At 58.4% G+C, this 16,173-nt stretch carries 10 protein-coding genes; 4 read left to right on the top strand and 6 right to left on the bottom strand.

Going from position 1 to position 16,173, the window contains the following annotated elements:
• Positions 1–86: 86 nt before the first annotated feature.
• The 5 genes from ENI00_RS01945 to ENI00_RS01925 are packed head-to-tail and all read right to left on the bottom strand — an operon-like array spanning position 87 to position 8,614.
• Complete coding sequence (locus ENI00_RS01945) at positions 87–1,208, bottom strand: lipocalin-like domain-containing protein (RefSeq protein WP_304098056.1); 1,122 nt, start codon at positions 1,206–1,208, stop codon at positions 87–89.
• Complete coding sequence (locus tag ENI00_RS01940) at positions 1,205–3,505, bottom strand: FtsX-like permease family protein (protein ID WP_304098052.1); 2,301 nt, start codon at positions 3,503–3,505, stop codon at positions 1,205–1,207. Before ENI00_RS01940 ends, ENI00_RS01945 begins: the two co-directional genes overlap by 4 nt.
• Positions 3,502–4,182, bottom strand: coding sequence for an ABC transporter ATP-binding protein (locus ENI00_RS01935; RefSeq protein ID WP_304098049.1), 681 nt, complete (start codon positions 4,180–4,182; stop codon positions 3,502–3,504). The genes ENI00_RS01940 and ENI00_RS01935 overlap by 4 nt, the downstream gene beginning before the upstream one ends.
• The gene (locus tag ENI00_RS01930; RefSeq protein ID WP_304098046.1) at positions 4,179–7,325 is read right to left on the bottom strand and encodes an efflux RND transporter permease subunit; all 3,147 of its coding nucleotides are present in this window, start codon (positions 7,323–7,325) and stop codon (positions 4,179–4,181) included. Before ENI00_RS01930 ends, ENI00_RS01935 begins: the two co-directional genes overlap by 4 nt.
• Positions 7,322–8,614 (bottom strand): efflux RND transporter periplasmic adaptor subunit, encoded by a 1,293-nt coding sequence (locus tag ENI00_RS01925; protein WP_304098043.1) that lies wholly within the window; start codon positions 8,612–8,614, stop codon positions 7,322–7,324. The genes ENI00_RS01930 and ENI00_RS01925 overlap by 4 nt, the downstream gene beginning before the upstream one ends.
• A 297-nt stretch (positions 8,615–8,911) precedes the next feature.
• Between ENI00_RS01925 and gdhA the strand changes: the two genes are divergently transcribed.
• Positions 8,912–10,261 (top strand): NADP-specific glutamate dehydrogenase, encoded by a 1,350-nt coding sequence (gdhA, locus tag ENI00_RS01920; RefSeq protein WP_304098041.1) that lies wholly within the window; start codon positions 8,912–8,914, stop codon positions 10,259–10,261.
• 18 nt (positions 10,262–10,279) lie between these two features.
• Complete coding sequence (locus ENI00_RS01915) at positions 10,280–12,856, top strand: PEP/pyruvate-binding domain-containing protein (RefSeq protein ID WP_304098037.1); 2,577 nt, start codon at positions 10,280–10,282, stop codon at positions 12,854–12,856.
• 27 nt (positions 12,857–12,883) lie between these two features.
• Here the strand turns inward: ENI00_RS01915 and ENI00_RS01910 are convergent, their stop codons facing one another.
• Positions 12,884–14,392, bottom strand: a complete 1,509-nt coding sequence (locus tag ENI00_RS01910) for a sensor domain-containing diguanylate cyclase (RefSeq protein ID WP_304098034.1) — start codon at positions 14,390–14,392, stop codon at positions 12,884–12,886.
• 207 nt (positions 14,393–14,599) lie between these two features.
• Between ENI00_RS01910 and ENI00_RS01905 the strand changes: the two genes are divergently transcribed.
• Both ENI00_RS01905 and ENI00_RS01900 read left to right on the top strand, forming a co-directional pair.
• Positions 14,600–15,694: an HlyD family secretion protein gene (locus tag ENI00_RS01905; protein WP_304098031.1), complete on the top strand. Its 1,095-nt coding sequence runs from the start codon at positions 14,600–14,602 to the stop codon at positions 15,692–15,694.
• Positions 15,695–15,704: 10 nt separating this feature from the next.
• Positions 15,705–16,173, top strand: a 469-nt coding sequence (locus ENI00_RS01900; protein ID WP_304098003.1) for a hypothetical protein, incomplete at its 3' end; no start/stop codon positions are given.

The raw sequence follows: 16,173 nt of genomic DNA, 5'->3' as shown, positions 1-16,173 counted from the left end.
GTGTGTGGCTGTCGGACTAAACTGTCCAGTTCCAACATACTCTCGCCGTTGACACTTGTTCGGTGCGAAAACGCACATAGGGGCGGTTAATCGGCATCCCCGGTCAGCTCCATATAGCCCTGTCCCTGATGGCTTCCCGTCACGCTGACCGGGCTTTCCCAATAGGGGTAAAGCCCCCGATTGAGATAGTCACCGGGTGGCGCACTCAGCTCCAGATCAATCTGATAAGCGGGAACACGAAGCTGCCAGCGCACAGGCACACCCTCACGCCGGTCCAGCGCCTGCAGGCTCAGATCTTCCGGGCCCAGTGGAACAGGATCGCCCTGCGCAGGGATCCAGGTTCCAGATTGGAAAGTTCCGCTGTCGTCCCGCAATCGGAACGCCATCAGTTTGTCGCCACTATCGAGGTGCAGGGCAAACCAGTCCCAGCCTTTTTGCCCGGTTTTCAGTAACTGGCTGCTCCATTCCCGGTCAAACCAGCCTTTGCCACTGACCGCCAGCGCCTCGCCATTCAGCGTCACCTCGCCGGTAATGGCAATGTTCACCAGGCTGAAGTACATGGAGCCTTCACCGCTGGCAGATTTGGCGCTGAAGCCCTGGTCTCCGTGGGCTACTGGATCACCCTCAATACTGAGGGTCAGGTCGTAGCTCCAATCTTCGCCAGCCGCGTGCAATTGCCAACGATCATTATCGGCATTGCCAGTCAGCCGCCAGTCATCCAGCCACACGTTGAACGGCACTGCGGTGGCACCCGCAGTGCCCATATCTCCACGGGCAAGCTTTTCCTCAAAGTAATGCTGGCCCTTCCAGCTCACCGCCCCGTGGGCCATCCAGGCGGCTTGCAACGGCCAGTCGGTGGCAGCCGGCGCGGGCGCTGCTGCGGCTCTGGGCTGCAGTGCCTGCCGGAATTGGGTCCATTGCAGCCCTAACGGCTCGCCCGCCGCCGTTTCAAGGTTCGCAGTGAGGTACCACCACTCAATACGGTGCTGCGGGTGTGGCCCGTAATCGACGGGAAAGCTCAGCCGGTCTCCCGGCGCCGGCTGCAAATACGGCGTATCGGCGTTGCTATTTGAATCATTGCGTTTCTCAAGCCCCGCGAGGCCGGCAAAGCCTTCATCCCCGGCATCGTTGGAACAGCCGGCCGGCGAGAACAAACCGAACAGTAGACCGACGATGAGACTGAACCGACAAACTCTGTATCGCGTCATCTCTCCCCCTCGGACGGAGCGCCAGCAGAAACAGGCGCAACACCGGGCTTGCGAAGTTGCCGGCGCATGAGTAAGGCAATGCTCAAGCCAATGGCCAGGCTGAGAACGGCGATTTCCAACCAGAATGCCGGGTACACAACCATGGGCAGCGACCAGCCAAACGCCAGCGGATTAATCCGATGCACCAGCACCCAGGTCAGCCAGATGCCCAGAGGCAACGCCAATACCGCGATACCGCCCGTCAGCGTTAGCGCCAATCTCAGCAATTGGCCTGCGACCTCACGGTGCGGCAAACCCCAAACCACCAGCAATCGGAAGTACCAGGCACGGGTGGAAAAAAATACCCAACCCATCATCAACAGCGCCGACGCCGCCAGAATCAGGGTAAGCAGCGTCATGGCGCGGGTCAGTGCGAAGGTTTGATCAAACACACCGGTTGCCAGTTCGCGCACGGTGCCGTTGTCTCTCAGGGATAACGCTTGCACGCCCCAGAGGTGTTGAAGCGCATCGGTTATGCTCTGCATCCCGGGCTTGCCGGGCGTGATGGATAGGCTTTCGGAGCTGGCATTGAAGCTGTCGGGCAAGGTTGCACCGTTCAACAGGACCTCACCTACCGGGCGGCCGTAATCCGGGTACACGCCCAACACTGGCATAGCCCCCGGCTGATCACCGAGCACTAACTGCACGCGATCACCCACCCCAAGATTCTCCCTGCGGGCAAGTTGCTCGTTGATCATCACACCGTCACCGGCTGCCAGGGCTTCCCAGGGGCGATCTACGGCTTCCAGCAGCGTCCACCCGCGTATCAGTGGGCTGACGGGCGTGAGCGCAAACACATCCACTTGCCGGTCACCGGCATGCTTTGCACCTGGCAGCCGTGCCTGGCCCCGAATCGCCCGGTGCCACTGCAAACCCGGCACGCTCGCCTGTTGGCCAGTGAGCCATTCGGCGGCCTCCCGACTGTCAGCGCCCGCCGGCACTTCTACGTAATAAGCGGCTTCCAGGCGCTGCGCCAACCAGCGATCGAAGGTGCTTTCAAAGGTGGTGACCAGAGCCTGAACCGCCAGCACCATCGCCAGAGCAAACTGCAGGGCAACCAGCGGCAACGTCAACCGGCGAACCAGTACGGTAAGCTCCCGGTAGCGCCAACGGGTGAGCGGGGCTGCCGAGCGGCTTGCACGCCAGTGGGCCAGTTGGGCGACGGCGGCCGGCGTGAGCCAACCCGCACTGGCAAACACCAGAGCAACGGCCACAAAAACCCAGGGCAGCGAGGGCGCAAGCCAGGCCATCACCAATCCGGCTGAAAACAAAACGGCCGCTAACCCTGCTCGCGCGGGCATGGGCACGTTAAGATGCCCACGCAACCTCAGCACCAGCAGATCGCCCAAACAGGCGACCACCACCACCGCCAACATCACCAGCACCGGCGTTAACCAACCTTGCCCTTGCCCTGCGTACAGGGGAATATCGAACAGCCCGTTCAGTGCGTTCCCGAAACCGCTTCCCAGCCCCGCGGCCAACCAACGGCCCAGCCAGACACCGGGCACCACACACACCAGCGCCAACACCAGAATCTCCAGCACCAGCCAACGCTGAACCTGCCCCGATGACACCCCGAAACGCTTAAGCAGTGCAAAGCTGTCCCGGCGCTGTGCCAGCCCCAACAGGTAAACGCTGCGCAACAACAGAGCGGCAATCAGCAGCACCAACACACCTAAAGCTTCGAGGTTGAGCAGGAAGCTGTCCCCGAGTTCGCCGGTGTCCGGGCTGGTTGAGAAGGTTTTCAGGTGGTAACCAGGTGGCAAATCGGCCGCTTGCGTGGCATCAGAGGCCAGCAGAAACAAACGACTTTCGCGGGCGCTGATGCCGGCTGCGGTATGAATGTCCACAAACGGTTTGCCGTTCAAGGGCTGATCCGGCGTTTGAGACACACCGGCTTTGGCACCGAAACACTGGCCGGCCAGCGGATCAATACCGACAAGGCGATTGCCGGTTTCAGGTGCCACCTCCAGCCAGGGCATGGCACACACGCCGGCGAGCCTGAGGGATACAAAATCTTCAATCGCCAGAGCCCTGCCATCGGCTCGCACTACCTGCTGGCGTTCCGCGACAGCTTGTTCACTTTGATTGAGGCTCGCTCTGGCCTGGCTGGTCAGATGGTTAACGCCTGTCCACAGCATGGTCGCCAGGAGGATCATGATCGCCAGAGCAATCAGTTGCAGCGGATGACGGCGGTAGTGGCTGAGCAGAGCCCCGGGTAAGACGAAAGATCGCGAGAAAGAACGGGCACTTCTCATGGGGTTCTCTGGTGGCCAAGATCCAGATGCTGCTCGCAGGCGGCAGCCAACTCAGCGTCGTGGGTAGCCAGAATCAGGCTGCAGCCATAGCGAGCCTGAAGGTCGAACAACACCCGCGTTACCTCATCAGAGGTATGACGGTCGAGGCTTCCGGTAGGTTCATCTGCCAGTATCAGCGCCGGTTCCATGGCAAACACCATGGCCAGAGCGGCGCGCTGACGCTGCCCACCGGATACCTGATCCGGATATCGCCGGGCGAGCTCGCCTATGTCGAGGCGGGTTAGCCAATCTTCACTGTGCGCGGGGTCACGCCCGGCAAGCTGGGCCCGCAGCCGCACGTTGTCCAGTAACGACAGCGCGGGCATGAGGTTCGCCTCCTGAAACACCACCCCGATATGCTTTCGGCGCAGCGCAGACCAGGCCGTAGCCTTTCGCGGTGCCCCTGCACCACTCGCCTCGAAAACCTGATCGCGCAGGGTAATGGTGCCGGCATCTGGCAGTTCCAGGCCGCACAACAGATTCAGCAGAGTGCTCTTGCCAGAACCGGAGCGGCCAGTCAGTGCCAAAGACTGGCCCTGGCCGAGGGTAAACGACAGTTTTTCAACAACCGGAACGATTTCATCAGCACTGGCAAAGCGCTTGCTCAGGCCCCTCACCACCAGCAAAGATTCCGTCATGTCAGCTCCTCACTGTGGCGCCTTGCCCGCCATTCCCGGAACTGCTCCAACCAGGAGAGTAACGCAGGAATAATCAACAGCACCAACACCGTAGACAGGCCCAGACCAAACGCGATAGACGTTGCCATCGGAATCAGGAATTGCGCTTGCAGTGAGGTCTCAAACAGCAAGGGCAGCAGCCCGCCAATGGTAGTCAACGAGGTCAGCAGTACCGCACGTACCCGCTGAACGGCCGCTTCGTTCAACGCTTCATCAATACCCAGCCCTTTCTCCCGCTGCTGGTTATAGAAAGACACCAGAATAATCGCGTTGTTTACCACAATTCCGGCCAAGCCAAACAGCCCGAACAACGACAAAATCGTGAGCTGTAGCCCCATCAACCAGTGCCCCAGCAACGCACCCACCAGTGCGAACGGAATAATCGCCATCACGATCAACGGCAGAGTCCAGGAAGAAAATACCCAGACCAGGATCACGTACATCAGCGCCACCCCAACCAAAAGGCCGGTTTTCATGTCCGCGATGGTGTCCCGCTGATCCGCCGATCGGCCCTCAAAACTGTACCGAACGTTGAAGCGACTGGCGATGTCCGGCAAGGCATCAACCTGCAGGCTCTCAAGAATCTGGGCCGTGGTGCTTACCCGGGTGTTCAACCCGGAGGTCACTTCTACGGCCAGTTTGCCGTCAGCGTGGCGCAAAGCCTCAAAACCCTGGCGATGATCCAGATTCATCACCTGCCCCAGGGGCACGAAACGTCCGTCGGGCACGCGCACGGTCACACGCGAAAGCGTAGACAGGCGCTCGCGCTGATTCCGGGGCAGTTGCACCCGCACTTCCATTTCGTCGCGCCCGTCCTGATAGATCTGGGCCAACCGGCCATCAAACGCCGCCCGCAGTTGGCCGCCCAGATCCGTTGTGGTGAGGCCCAGCGCTTCACCATAGGCACTGGTCTGATAGATCAATTGTTCCCGACCCCAGGGCATGTCATCTTCCACATCCAGTACGCCGGGCAGGGTCGATAAGGCTTGCGCCAGTTCCTGTGCGGCAAGCTTCAGATTTTGTGAGTCGTCGCCGGTCAGGCGCACGTTCACATCACTGCCCGGAGGCCCGGACTGGCGCTCTGAAATGGTCAGGTTATCCAACCCGGCCGGAAGGGCCAGGCGGTCGCGCCACTCGTTGATGAATTCGGGGTTGCGCACCGGGCGCTGATCCGACGGCACCAACTCAATCATTATCGAACCCAGTTCGTCGCCCGTCCGGGAACTGCCGCCTCCGCCCTGGGTGGCGCCCTGGGTGGTAACGGCGTGCAGAATGAGGTTGCCGCCCAGCGCCGATTCTGACTCATTGAGCGCCTGTTGCATCTCGGCCATAAAGAGGTCAACGGTGTTGCTGTCGGTGCCCGCAACAAAGCTTGCATTGGCGTAGAGCACGGAGGGCTCAGGCGTCGGGAAGAAGTTAAATCCGAGCCGACCACCGGCGAGCAGTCCCAGAGTCACGATGGCTAACGCCAGAACACTGGCCATGGTGATACCGCGATGCTTCAGGCTGCGCTGGGAGAAACGGCGAAACGGGCCTTCGCGAAAGCGCTCAAACCGGCGTTCAAAACCGTTACGGAACCGCACAATCGGATTGCGGCTGGGTAACGCCGGTTCTGAATCACCTTTCCCGGTGCGCCTGGGACTGAAGGCGTGCCGCAAATGCGCTGGCAGAACAATAAAGCACTCCAGCAATGAGGCGACGAGCACGCAGATCATGACCACCGGTATATCGCCCAGGATATTGCCGATAATGCCACCCACAACCAACAGTGGCATAAAGGCGGCGACGGTGGTCAAAGACGACGCCAGCACCGGCCATACCATGCGCTTTGCCGCGCCTTCCGAGGCGTATATCGAGGCTTCGCCCAGTCGTGCATGAGCGTCTGCATCTTCGCCCACCACAATGGCATCGTCCACGATTACCCCCAGCGCCATGATCAGCGCGAACAGGGAAATCATGTTGATGGAACCGCCAATCAGCCACAGCACACCAAGAGCCGCAAGAAACGCCGTGGGAATTCCCACGGCCACCCAGAATGCTACTCGCCCCGGCAGAAACAGATACAGCAGGCACACAACCAACAGCAGGCCGCTGAGGCCGTTGCTGGTGAGAAGGGAAATGCGGTCGTTCAGCAGTTGCCAGGTCTCATCGTAAACTTCGAGATGCACGGTCGGAGGCAGCGTGGCCCGGGTATCAACCAGCCATTTTTCGAGCACTTTTGCCGCGGCCAGTGAGTTGCCGTTTTCCGCTCGCTGGAGTTGCAACTCAATCGCCGGAAGCCCCTTATGGGTGAGCGCTACCTGATTGTCCCGATTTTCCTTGCGAATCGTCGCGATGTCCCCCAGGCGTAGCTGAAGTCGCTCATTGCTTAGCAGGGGTACCGTCTCGAACGCCTGCGGGCTGCGGCGTTGTTCCAAAGATCGCAGCTCGCGGGCCGCGTCCTGCTGGGCCATTATGCCGGCGGGTAAATCCCGTGAAACCGACGCAACCCGATCAGCAATCTGCCCGACCGACAGCCCCAGTGTTTCCAGGCGCTCTACCGGCACCTCTATACTGATTTGCTGTTCTGGCAACCCCCTGAACGATACGCGGTCGATGCCTTGCTGCAGAAGTTCGTCTTCATAGCGGTAAGCCAGGGCTCGCAGTTCACTGGGTTCAACATCCCCGTACACCAACAATCTGGCAACCGGGTCGTAACGTTCCAGCCGCGCGACCCGGGGCTTCTCGGCGTCTGCCGGAAAATTATTAAACTCATCCACTTGTTGGCGCACATCATCCAGTGCGGTGATCGGATTGGTGCCTTCCTGAAATTCGAGGGTGATTGCAGCGATGCTCTGAGCCGAGGTAGACGTCATCTTCTTGATACCGTCAACGCTGCGCAAGCGCTGCTCCAACGGATTGGTGATGCCCTGTTCAACGTCTTCGGCCGACGCCCCGCTCCAGACCACTTGCACGCTGACCACATCCAGGACAAACGTGGGGAAGAACTGAACGTTCATGCGGGTCAGCGCCAACGCGCCGGCCAGTAGCATCATCAGCATCACAAGGTTACCAGCCACCTTGTGATGTACAAAAAAACCGATAATGCCTTTTCTGCGCCTCATTCAGCGAAGCTCCCCATGCCTTTTTCCTTAACTTTTTCCTTAACTCTTTCCTTACCTATCGCTTCGCCTTCGACGGCAACATCCACTTTCAGACCGGTCAGCGCGTTGGGCAGATGGGTGACAATCAAACGGGAACCCGGCACGAGCGCATCACCGGCAATCAAAAGACGACGTTCGCCATTAGCGGAGCGCACTTCGCCTACCCGCTCCACGGAAATTCGCCGCATGCGGCTATCGTCAGAGATCAGATACACGCTGTCTGCGCCATACAAGGCACTGAACGGAATGGCGACTGTGTCGCGGCGCTCTGGCCGTTCAAGGCTGACCGGCAACAGGGCGCCCGGGCGCAAGCCGGCCGAAGCTCCTGACAGCCCGAGAATCGCCTCCGTTCCAGCGGGGTCGCTTGTGCCCGCAAAGCGCTCGAACTTGAATTGAACCTCGCGCGTATCGCTGTATGCATAAAGATCGTTGCCCTCAGCCAATGCCCGAAGTAGCTCGGCGCGATACTTGTCGGGCACCTTGGCCCGAAGCTCCAGTCCTTTCACGGCATAAACCGAAAGCAGCGTCTGATTTCGTGATACCTGATCACCCACGGCAACCTGAATGTCCGTTACAACACCCTCAAACGGGGCAACCACACGGGATCGTTCCGCATCTCGCCGGGTTGTTGTCAGAGTTGCCTGGGCCTGGGCCAACCTGGCCTCCAGGCTTTGCAGCCGCGCCGGATGTTCGTCAATGGCTCGCTGGCGAATACTGGCGGTAAGTTCGGCTCGGGCCGCAGCGTCGGTTACGCTTTCAAGGTTCTCGCGGGACGCAAGGTTGCGATCCACCAGCGAGCGGGAGCGCTCCAACTGCCGGCGGGCATTGGCCACAATCGCCTGCTCGCTTTTGAACGCTGCCTGATCGTTGCGGTAGCGCACCTGTTCAGAGCGGATCTGCGCGTCAAGATCGTCCACCTGGGCTTTCGACTGGGCCAGCACCGGCTTTATATCCTGAGCATCCAGGGCAATCAACAGGTCACCTTTACTGACCCGCTGCCCCTCGGCCGCTGGTCGCTCATCAATACGGCCGGCCAGGGTCGCGACGACCAACATCTGTTCAGGCGCTACCACCTCGCCGTAAAGAGGCAGTACCGGCGTGTATGCCCCTGGCGTGACGGCCTGAACCTGCACCCGCCAACTGCGCTCGGTGGCGCTCACTTGCGCCGGCTCCGGGCGGGTCATTTTCAGATACACGAACCCCAGTACACCCACTACCAGAATTACTACGGGTATAAGTCGTTTGAACATTTTTTGGCCAACCAGAAGAAAAGGCTCACCCGCGCACACGGATTGAGCGGTTAACAATCGCTATTCGCTTCGCTCTCAAAAGCACTATACGTTTGTTCGCAGAAGATCATGCCAATGGATTGAGTGCAACGATCGTAAAACACGCACGATGGCTTTTGGCGGGAAGGTCGATTGAACCCTCGGAAAAGGGGCTCTCTTGCCAAAAGTCCACCAATGTGGTCAAATCACCGCCCCATTTTTTTTAAGCACTCTTTTCACTTTCCTGCAATAAGCAAGAACCGAAACAAGGAACACGCCATGACCGCCCGACTTGATGAAAAACTGGAACTGATTTACGAAGATGTTCTGCACCGCAACCCGGGTGAAATCGAGTACCACCAAGCCGTACATGAAGTTCTGGAAACCCTGGGGCCCGTGCTGGTGAAATACCCGGAATTTGCCGAAAAGAAAATCATCCAGCGCATTTGTGAGCCTGAACGCCAGATTATTTTCCGGGTGCCCTGGCAGGATGATAAAGGCGAGATCCACATTAACCGCGCTTTCCGGGTGGAATTCAACAGCGCATTGGGGCCTTACAAGGGCGGCATGCGTTTTCACCCGTCTGTGTATCTGGGCATCATCAAATTCCTGGGATTCGAGCAGATTTTCAAGAACGCCCTCACAGGCCTACCCATCGGTGGCGGCAAGGGCGGCAGCGACTTTGACCCCAAAGGCCGCTCAGACGACGAAGTGATGCGTTTTTGCCAAAGCCTGATGACCGAACTGTATCGCCACATTGGCGAATATACCGACGTTCCCGCCGGTGACATTGGCGTGGGCGGCCGCGAGATTGGCTATTTGTTTGGCCAGTACAAGCGCATCACCAACCGATACGAATCCGGCGTATTAACCGGCAAGGGCCTCGACTGGGGCGGCAGCCGCGCCCGCACTGAAGCTACCGGCTACGGCGTGGTGTTCTTTACCCATGAGATGCTGAAAGCCCGCGGTGACTCCATGGAAGGCAAAAAAATTGTGGTCTCCGGCTCCGGTAACGTCGCCATTTATGCCATTGCCAAAGCCCACGAACTGGGTGCCAAGGTTATTGCCTGCTCCGACTCCGGCGGCATTATCGTCGACGAAAAAGGCCTGGATGTGGCCGTGCTCAAACGCATCAAAGAAGTTGAGCGTCGTCGTCTCAGCGCGTACACCGAGTTCCACAAGGACGCAAAGTACGTCAAAGGCGGCAGTATCTGGTCCATCCCCTGCGACATCGCGTTGCCCTGCGCGACCCAGAATGAGCTGGACGCGAACGATGCCAAAACCCTGGTTGAAAATGGCTGCATCGCAGTAGCTGAAGGCGCCAACATGCCTACAACGCCAGAAGGCATTGCTATTTTCCAGGACGCCAAGCTGATGTACGGTCCGGGCAAGGCCGCCAACGCCGGCGGCGTGGCAACCTCTGCGCTGGAAATGCAGCAGAATGCCAGCCGTGATTCATGGACCTTCGACTACACCCAGAAGCGCCTTGAAGACATCATGATCGAGATCCATAAGAGCTGCTATGAAACAGCAGCGGAGTTTGGTTCGGAAGGTAACTATGTGTTGGGCGCCAACGTTACCGGCTTCATCAAGGTAGCGCGCGCCATGGCTTCCATGGGCGTTATCTGATTACGAGGCACCAGACTCATGACCGGGAACGGCAGAAGCGCTCAGGATATCACCCGGGTTTCTACCGGCCTCCCGGGGCTTGACGATGTTCTCGACGGTTTGAGAATTGGCGATAACGTGGTCTGGCGAGTCACCGACCTGAACGATTACCGCCGGTTTGTGACGCCGTTTATTGAGTCTGCGGCGTCTGCCGGGCGCCGTATTATTTACCTCCGATTTGGCCAGCATCCTCCGCTGGTGTCCGCAAAAACCAACATTCACATTGAAAACGTCGACGCTCTGGGTGGGTTTGAAGCCTTCACCGGCAGGGTCTGGCGTCTGATTGAAGAGCATGGCCGCGGTGCATTCTACGTGTGTGATTGCCTGAGCGACCTGCTCAACGCCTGGGCCACAGATGTCATGGTGGGCAACTTCTTCCGGGTGGTCTGCCCCTTCCTCTTTGAACTGGACACGGTCGCCTGGTTTGCGCTCTATCCCGACCGGCATTCCCGCACCACTCTGGATCGCATCCGGCAAACCACGCAGGTGATGGTGGATGTTCACCGCCTGGGGGATGACGTTCAGATCCAGCCCATCAAGGCCTTGTGCCGGCAGTCGCCGACCATGTTTCTGCCACACCGGGAATGCAACGGGCGCTTTGTTCCGGTTACTGACAGCAGTGACGCAACCCGGCTTCAGGCCGGGCTGGAAGTGGCCCAACTCAACCGGCAGCCGCTTCTGGACTACTGGGATCGCCTGTTTCTTCAGGTTGCCGACGCCCTTGAAGCCGGTGACGGAGATCAATCAGCAGACATTCTGGATCGTGTGCTGAGCGTTCTGATCAGCCGGGACCCACGCATGTTGGCTCTGGCAAAACGCTACCTCAGCCTGGAAAGCCTGCTCGCAATACGCACCAGAATGATCGGCAGCGGTTACATTGGTGGCAAAGCAACAGGCATGCTGATAGCGCGCAGCATTCTGCTGGCCAACCAGCCTGATGTCTGGCAACAAAACCTGGAACCCCACGATTCCAGCTATCTGGGTTCCGATGCCTATTACGCCTTCCTCGTTCACAACGGTCTGTGGCCAGCCATTATGCGCCAACGCTCTGCCGACGGTTATCTCAGCGAAGCCGCGCAGCTTCGGCAGAACATTCTGGCGGGAACGTTTCCTCCGGAAATCCTGGCAGAACTGGAGCGACTCCTGGACCACTATGGCCAGTATCCGATTCTGGTGCGCTCAAGCAGCCTTCAGGAAGACGGGTTTGGCAATGCGTTCGCCGGCAAATACGACAGCGTGTTTCTGGTAAACCAGGGCGCCCCCGAGCTTCGGCTTGCGGAGCTTGAGGATGCGATTCGGCAGGTTTACGCCTCTACCATGAGTGAGGACGCGCTGGTTTATCGACAGCAACGCGGGCTGGATCAAAAAGAAGAGCCCATGGCACTGCTGATCCAGCGAGTGAACGGCCGCTTCCATGGTCGCTACTACCTGCCCGATGCGGCGGGCGTTGGTGTTTCACGCAATACCTTTGCCTGGGACACGGATATGAACCCGGCCGCCGGCATGGTTCGCCTGGTTATGGGGCTGGGCACTCGTGCGGTTGACCGGATTGAAGGTGATCACGCCTGCGTTATGGCGCTGGACTACCCCGGCCGTCAGCCTTTTCGCAATCAGGATGAAAACTATCGGTTTTCACAGCATCTTCTGGACGTGCTGGATCTGCGGGAAGGCGATCTGAGCACTCGCCCTTTAAGCCTGCTCACAGAGGAAGTGGCCGATTTGCCCCTGAGCCATCTTGCCGAAATAGATCGCACCGCCAGCCGCCGTGCAGAAGAGCTGGGTTTGCCCGGAAAGGTATGGCGCCTGACGTTCAAACCTCTGGTAAGTAACAGCCAATTTGTCAGCAGGCTGTCAAATCTGCTGCAAACGCTGGAATCCGGTTATCAGCACCCGGTAGACGTCGAGTTCACCCTGCATCTGAACAACAACGGCGAGCCGACGTTCAATCTGGTGCAGTGCCGACCTTTGGCGACAATCGGCGAAACCGTAGCGGCCGACATTCCCGCAGAAATACCCGGGCAGCAATTGCTGTTCCGCACATCCGGGAACTTTATGGGCGGCAATATCAACCTTTGCATTCAGCGGGTGATCAAAGTGAATGCGGCGGTATACAGCCGGCTGAGCGTCAGCCAGCGCTATGAAGTGGCTCGATTTGTGGGCGAACAGGTACGCAACAGCAAGGATAAAACCATGCTTATTGGCCCGGGGCGCTGGGGAACCAGCAGCCCTGAACTGGGCGTGCCGGTTCGGTTTGCGGATATTGCAGGGGTGGCCGTGCTGGTTGAGGTGGCCGAAATGGAGGGTGATATGGTTCCGGATCTTTCCTACGGCTCGCATTTTTTCCAGGATCTTGTGGAAACCGGCATCGCGTATGTGGCCCTTTTCCCCAATGGCCGACACTGCGACTATCAACCTGAACGGCTCACCGGCAAAGACGCCCCTATCCCACAGGCTACGCCGGAACAGGCTGTGCAATTGTTTGATGTTCACACCAACCCGCTGCAGCTAACGGGCGACGTTGTCAGCCAGCGCCTGGTTTGCTATTTTTCGAGCTGACACCCACGTGACAGGGGCAAATCCGTTTTATACGCGGGATATGCCTGAGGCATCAACAAGGCAGTCACGCCCTGATTGTTTTGCGCGGTAGAGCCGGCTGTCTGCCAGCCGGATAAGCGGATCTGGCGAAGCCGGAATGTCGTTCAAGTCCTCAATCGATGCAATGCCCGCGCTGACCGTAAGCGGCAATGTGTGGCCCTCAAAACCGAAATCGCAATCACGCACCGAACGAATTATGCGGCTTACGATGTTTCGCACACCCTCACGACTCACATCACCGAACGCAACAATAAACTCTTCGCCTCCAAACCGGGCCACGACGTCGGCCTCCCGGGTTTGCTCAACCAGAATGTTGGCAAACGTGCGCAGAAAGAAGTCGCCGCCCAGGTGCCCAATGGAATCGTTGATGTGTTTGAACCGGTCCAGATCAAACATCGCCAACGTACACTGCTCATTGTAGCGACTGGAACGGCTCAGCATTTCGTCGAGTCTCGGCATCAGATATCGGCGGTTGTGCAGGCCGGTTAGTGGGTCTCGAATCGACTGATTGAGCAGTTCGCTCTCAAGCCGATGCCGTTCAAGCGCGCCCGAGAGCAGGCCGGATACAATCGCAAGAAGATCGGCCTGATCCTTACGCCAGATACGTTTACGGAGTGAATCCACGCCAAAAAAACCGGCCACCAGGCCTCTTACCCGAACCGGCACGCAGAACATGGAGCAAACACCCTGTTGTTCCAGCAAGATGCGCTCGGGGCCTGCCGGTAACTGCCCAATGTCCTCCACAAACACAACCCGATTGTCGCTGACCATCTCGTCGATCTGGCTTTGCCACCACTCAAACTCGTCGACCCGCACGTCATGTTGGCTGTCAATGAGGGATGGCACGCCGTCTGAACACCATTCGTGGGTGTTATCCATAATGCGGTAGTCGGGCGAAAACTCGTACAAGTAAGCCCTGTCTACCTTAAAAAAATCGCCGATGGTGTTCAGCAGCTCTGAAGTGAACGCACTAATGGTATTGAACTTACGGTTAATAAACTCGGTCGACAACCTGGCAATCAGTTTCTGAAAATCAGCCTGAAAAGCCGATTCCGTCTCGCTTTCCCTGAGCGAGTACTCGAGATTTTTATACTGCTGGATGTTGTGAAACTGGCTGTACCAAACGGTGCTTCCGTCGGCCTGACGTTCCGGTATTCCATGGGCTTCGAACCATTCGTAATGCCCGGCAGCCACGCGCAATCTGGCCTGATGACGCCAGGGCGTGAGCGCCAGTGCAGACGCCTCAACGCTTGTATTCACATCGACTACATCCTCTGGATGCAGTGCCAAAAACATGGCATCCGCGCTTTCACGAAGCACGTCCGTATCAATGCCTAAAATGCCCTTTACCTGCTCGTTGATAAACAGGTAGCGATGAGACTCACCATCGGCGCTTAACCAATAGGTACAGAGCACATCCGAAACAGACGAAACCAGCTTCGGGAGAAAACTGTCAGGGTCCGTCAATGGCTGGTCTTGGTTGAACCGTCCCGTCATGAAGTACTCTCTTACTGAACGTGAGTCGGTTGTATAGCGAAAAGTGTAGCGCACAGTGCCATGCACAGCTATTTCAAAACAGTAAGGATTCGTTCAAAAAAGGCGTCTCGATACGCTTTTGGGCAAGTGCTACCATAATCGCCGATGAACAACACCAACCGGCTTACTTATCCCCCAGCATCCCCAGCATCCCCAGGAGATTTTTAAATGAGTGAGTCTGACGAACAAACACCGGCTCGAAACCCTGCAAAGTCCATCGCGATCGGGGTGGTTCTGCTTCTTCTTATCCTGGCCTTTATGTACGCATTGAGCGATCGACTGGCGCCCTCATCGTCACGGGGGTTCGTGTCTGCTCATGTGGTACAGATAGCGCCAAGGGTGTCGGGGGACATTACGGAAGTCATGGTCGCAGACGATGCCGTCGTTCAGGCAGGCGATCCGCTTTTTGCGCTCGACGCCCGGCCGTTTGAACTCGCGGTTCGCCAAGCCGAAGCCAACCTCGCCAACACGGTTCAGGGTATAGACGCATCGGCCGCATCGCTTGTATCCGCCCAGGCTGTTGTTACCCAGGCAAGAACCAGCCTTGGTACGGCCCGCACAGAGGCTGATCGTACATTGAGGTTGGAAAAGCGCGGCATTATTCCCGTGGCACAGGGCGACACCGCCCGGGCCAAAGTTGCCGATGCCCAGGCGCAACTCCGTTCAGCAGAAGCCAATCTGGAAAGCGCCCGGGCACAACTCGGCCCCAGGGGCGCCGACAATCCTTCCATTCTGGCGGCGCAGGCGAAGCTGGAAAGTGCGCAGTACGATCTTGCTTCCACAACGGTTCGGGCGCCCCACTTTGGCGTGGTCACCAACATGACGTTGGCCGAGGGCCAATTTATAAACGCGGGCAATCCGGCCCTGACCTTCATTGACGCAGATGCCGCTTGGGTAACGGTCGACCTGCGCGAAAACCAACTCCAGGGTATTGAACCCGGCGACCCGGCTCACCTGTTGTTCGACGCAGTGCCCGGCACCCTTTTCGATGGCCATGTGCAAAGCATTGCCTGGGGCATTAACCCGGGGCGGAACGTGCAGGGCGGGCTGGTGGTTAACGAGGCATCCAACCGCTGGTTCGAGCCGGCCCGACGCATTCCCGTAAGAATCGAACTGAACGGCACACAAGACGACTGGCCGCGACAGGTGCGCGTTGGCGGCAAGGTAAACGCTGTGGTGTTTGCCAGCGGAACAGGCAACCCGATCGCGTTGCTTGCGCGAGGATTACAGCGGGTGAAATCCTGGTTCAGCTACCTGTATTGAGGGGTTTGTCATGTACGTAACCCCTCGCCCCAATACCGTAGACGACCCGCTCTACGCGATTCGCCTTGGCGTCACAGGTATGCTGGCCTACGCCGCCATTCCTCTGATTAACCCTGCGTTGCCGCCTATTATCGCCGCCCTGCCGGTCGGCCTGATCGCCGCGCAGCGCAAAGCCTTCAACCCGGGCAAAGCCATTGCCGGGCCGATCGTGATGATTGTGCTTGTGTATATCATGACCTGGTTTGTCGAAGTGCTGCGCCCCATGCCGCTGGTGTATGTAAGCGCCATGTGGCTGACCTACTTCGCAGGCTTTCGCATGATTCTGCAAACCGGGGCCCAGGCCGGCATGCTGATTATTATCGTAGCGGTGTTGATGTCGGTGATGGGCATGCATGGCACAGCCACCGTTGAGACCATGCGCGACGGCTTTGTTCAGGCGTCTCTGGTGGGGCTTGTACTGGGCCCGATTGTTTACGCGT

It is taken from the genome of Marinobacter antarcticus (assembly GCF_011049865.1).
GTDB classification, from domain to species: domain Bacteria; phylum Pseudomonadota; class Gammaproteobacteria; order Pseudomonadales; family Oleiphilaceae; genus Marinobacter; species Marinobacter antarcticus_A.
Note: the sequence above shows the minus strand (reverse complement) of the source record. Positions and strands in the feature narration are given on the sequence as shown.

Coding starts and splice junctions, on each gene's coding strand:
- ENI00_RS01905 (WP_304098031.1), top strand. CDS start 14,600: ATGAGTGAGTCTGACGAACAAACACCGGCTCGAAACCCTGCAAAGTCC.
- ENI00_RS01915 (WP_304098037.1), top strand. CDS start 10,280: ATGACCGGGAACGGCAGAAGCGCTCAGGATATCACCCGGGTTTCTACC.
- gdhA (WP_304098041.1), top strand. CDS start 8,912: ATGACCGCCCGACTTGATGAAAAACTGGAACTGATTTACGAAGATGTT.
- ENI00_RS01935 (WP_304098049.1), bottom strand. CDS start 4,182: ATGACGGAATCTTTGCTGGTGGTGAGGGGCCTGAGCAAGCGCTTTGCC.
- ENI00_RS01910 (WP_304098034.1), bottom strand. CDS start 14,392: ATGACGGGACGGTTCAACCAAGACCAGCCATTGACGGACCCTGACAGT.
- ENI00_RS01945 (WP_304098056.1), bottom strand. CDS start 1,208: ATGACGCGATACAGAGTTTGTCGGTTCAGTCTCATCGTCGGTCTACTG.
- ENI00_RS01925 (WP_304098043.1), bottom strand. CDS start 8,614: ATGTTCAAACGACTTATACCCGTAGTAATTCTGGTAGTGGGTGTACTG.
- ENI00_RS01930 (WP_304098046.1), bottom strand. CDS start 7,325: ATGAGGCGCAGAAAAGGCATTATCGGTTTTTTTGTACATCACAAGGTG.
- ENI00_RS01940 (WP_304098052.1), bottom strand. CDS start 3,505: ATGAGAAGTGCCCGTTCTTTCTCGCGATCTTTCGTCTTACCCGGGGCT.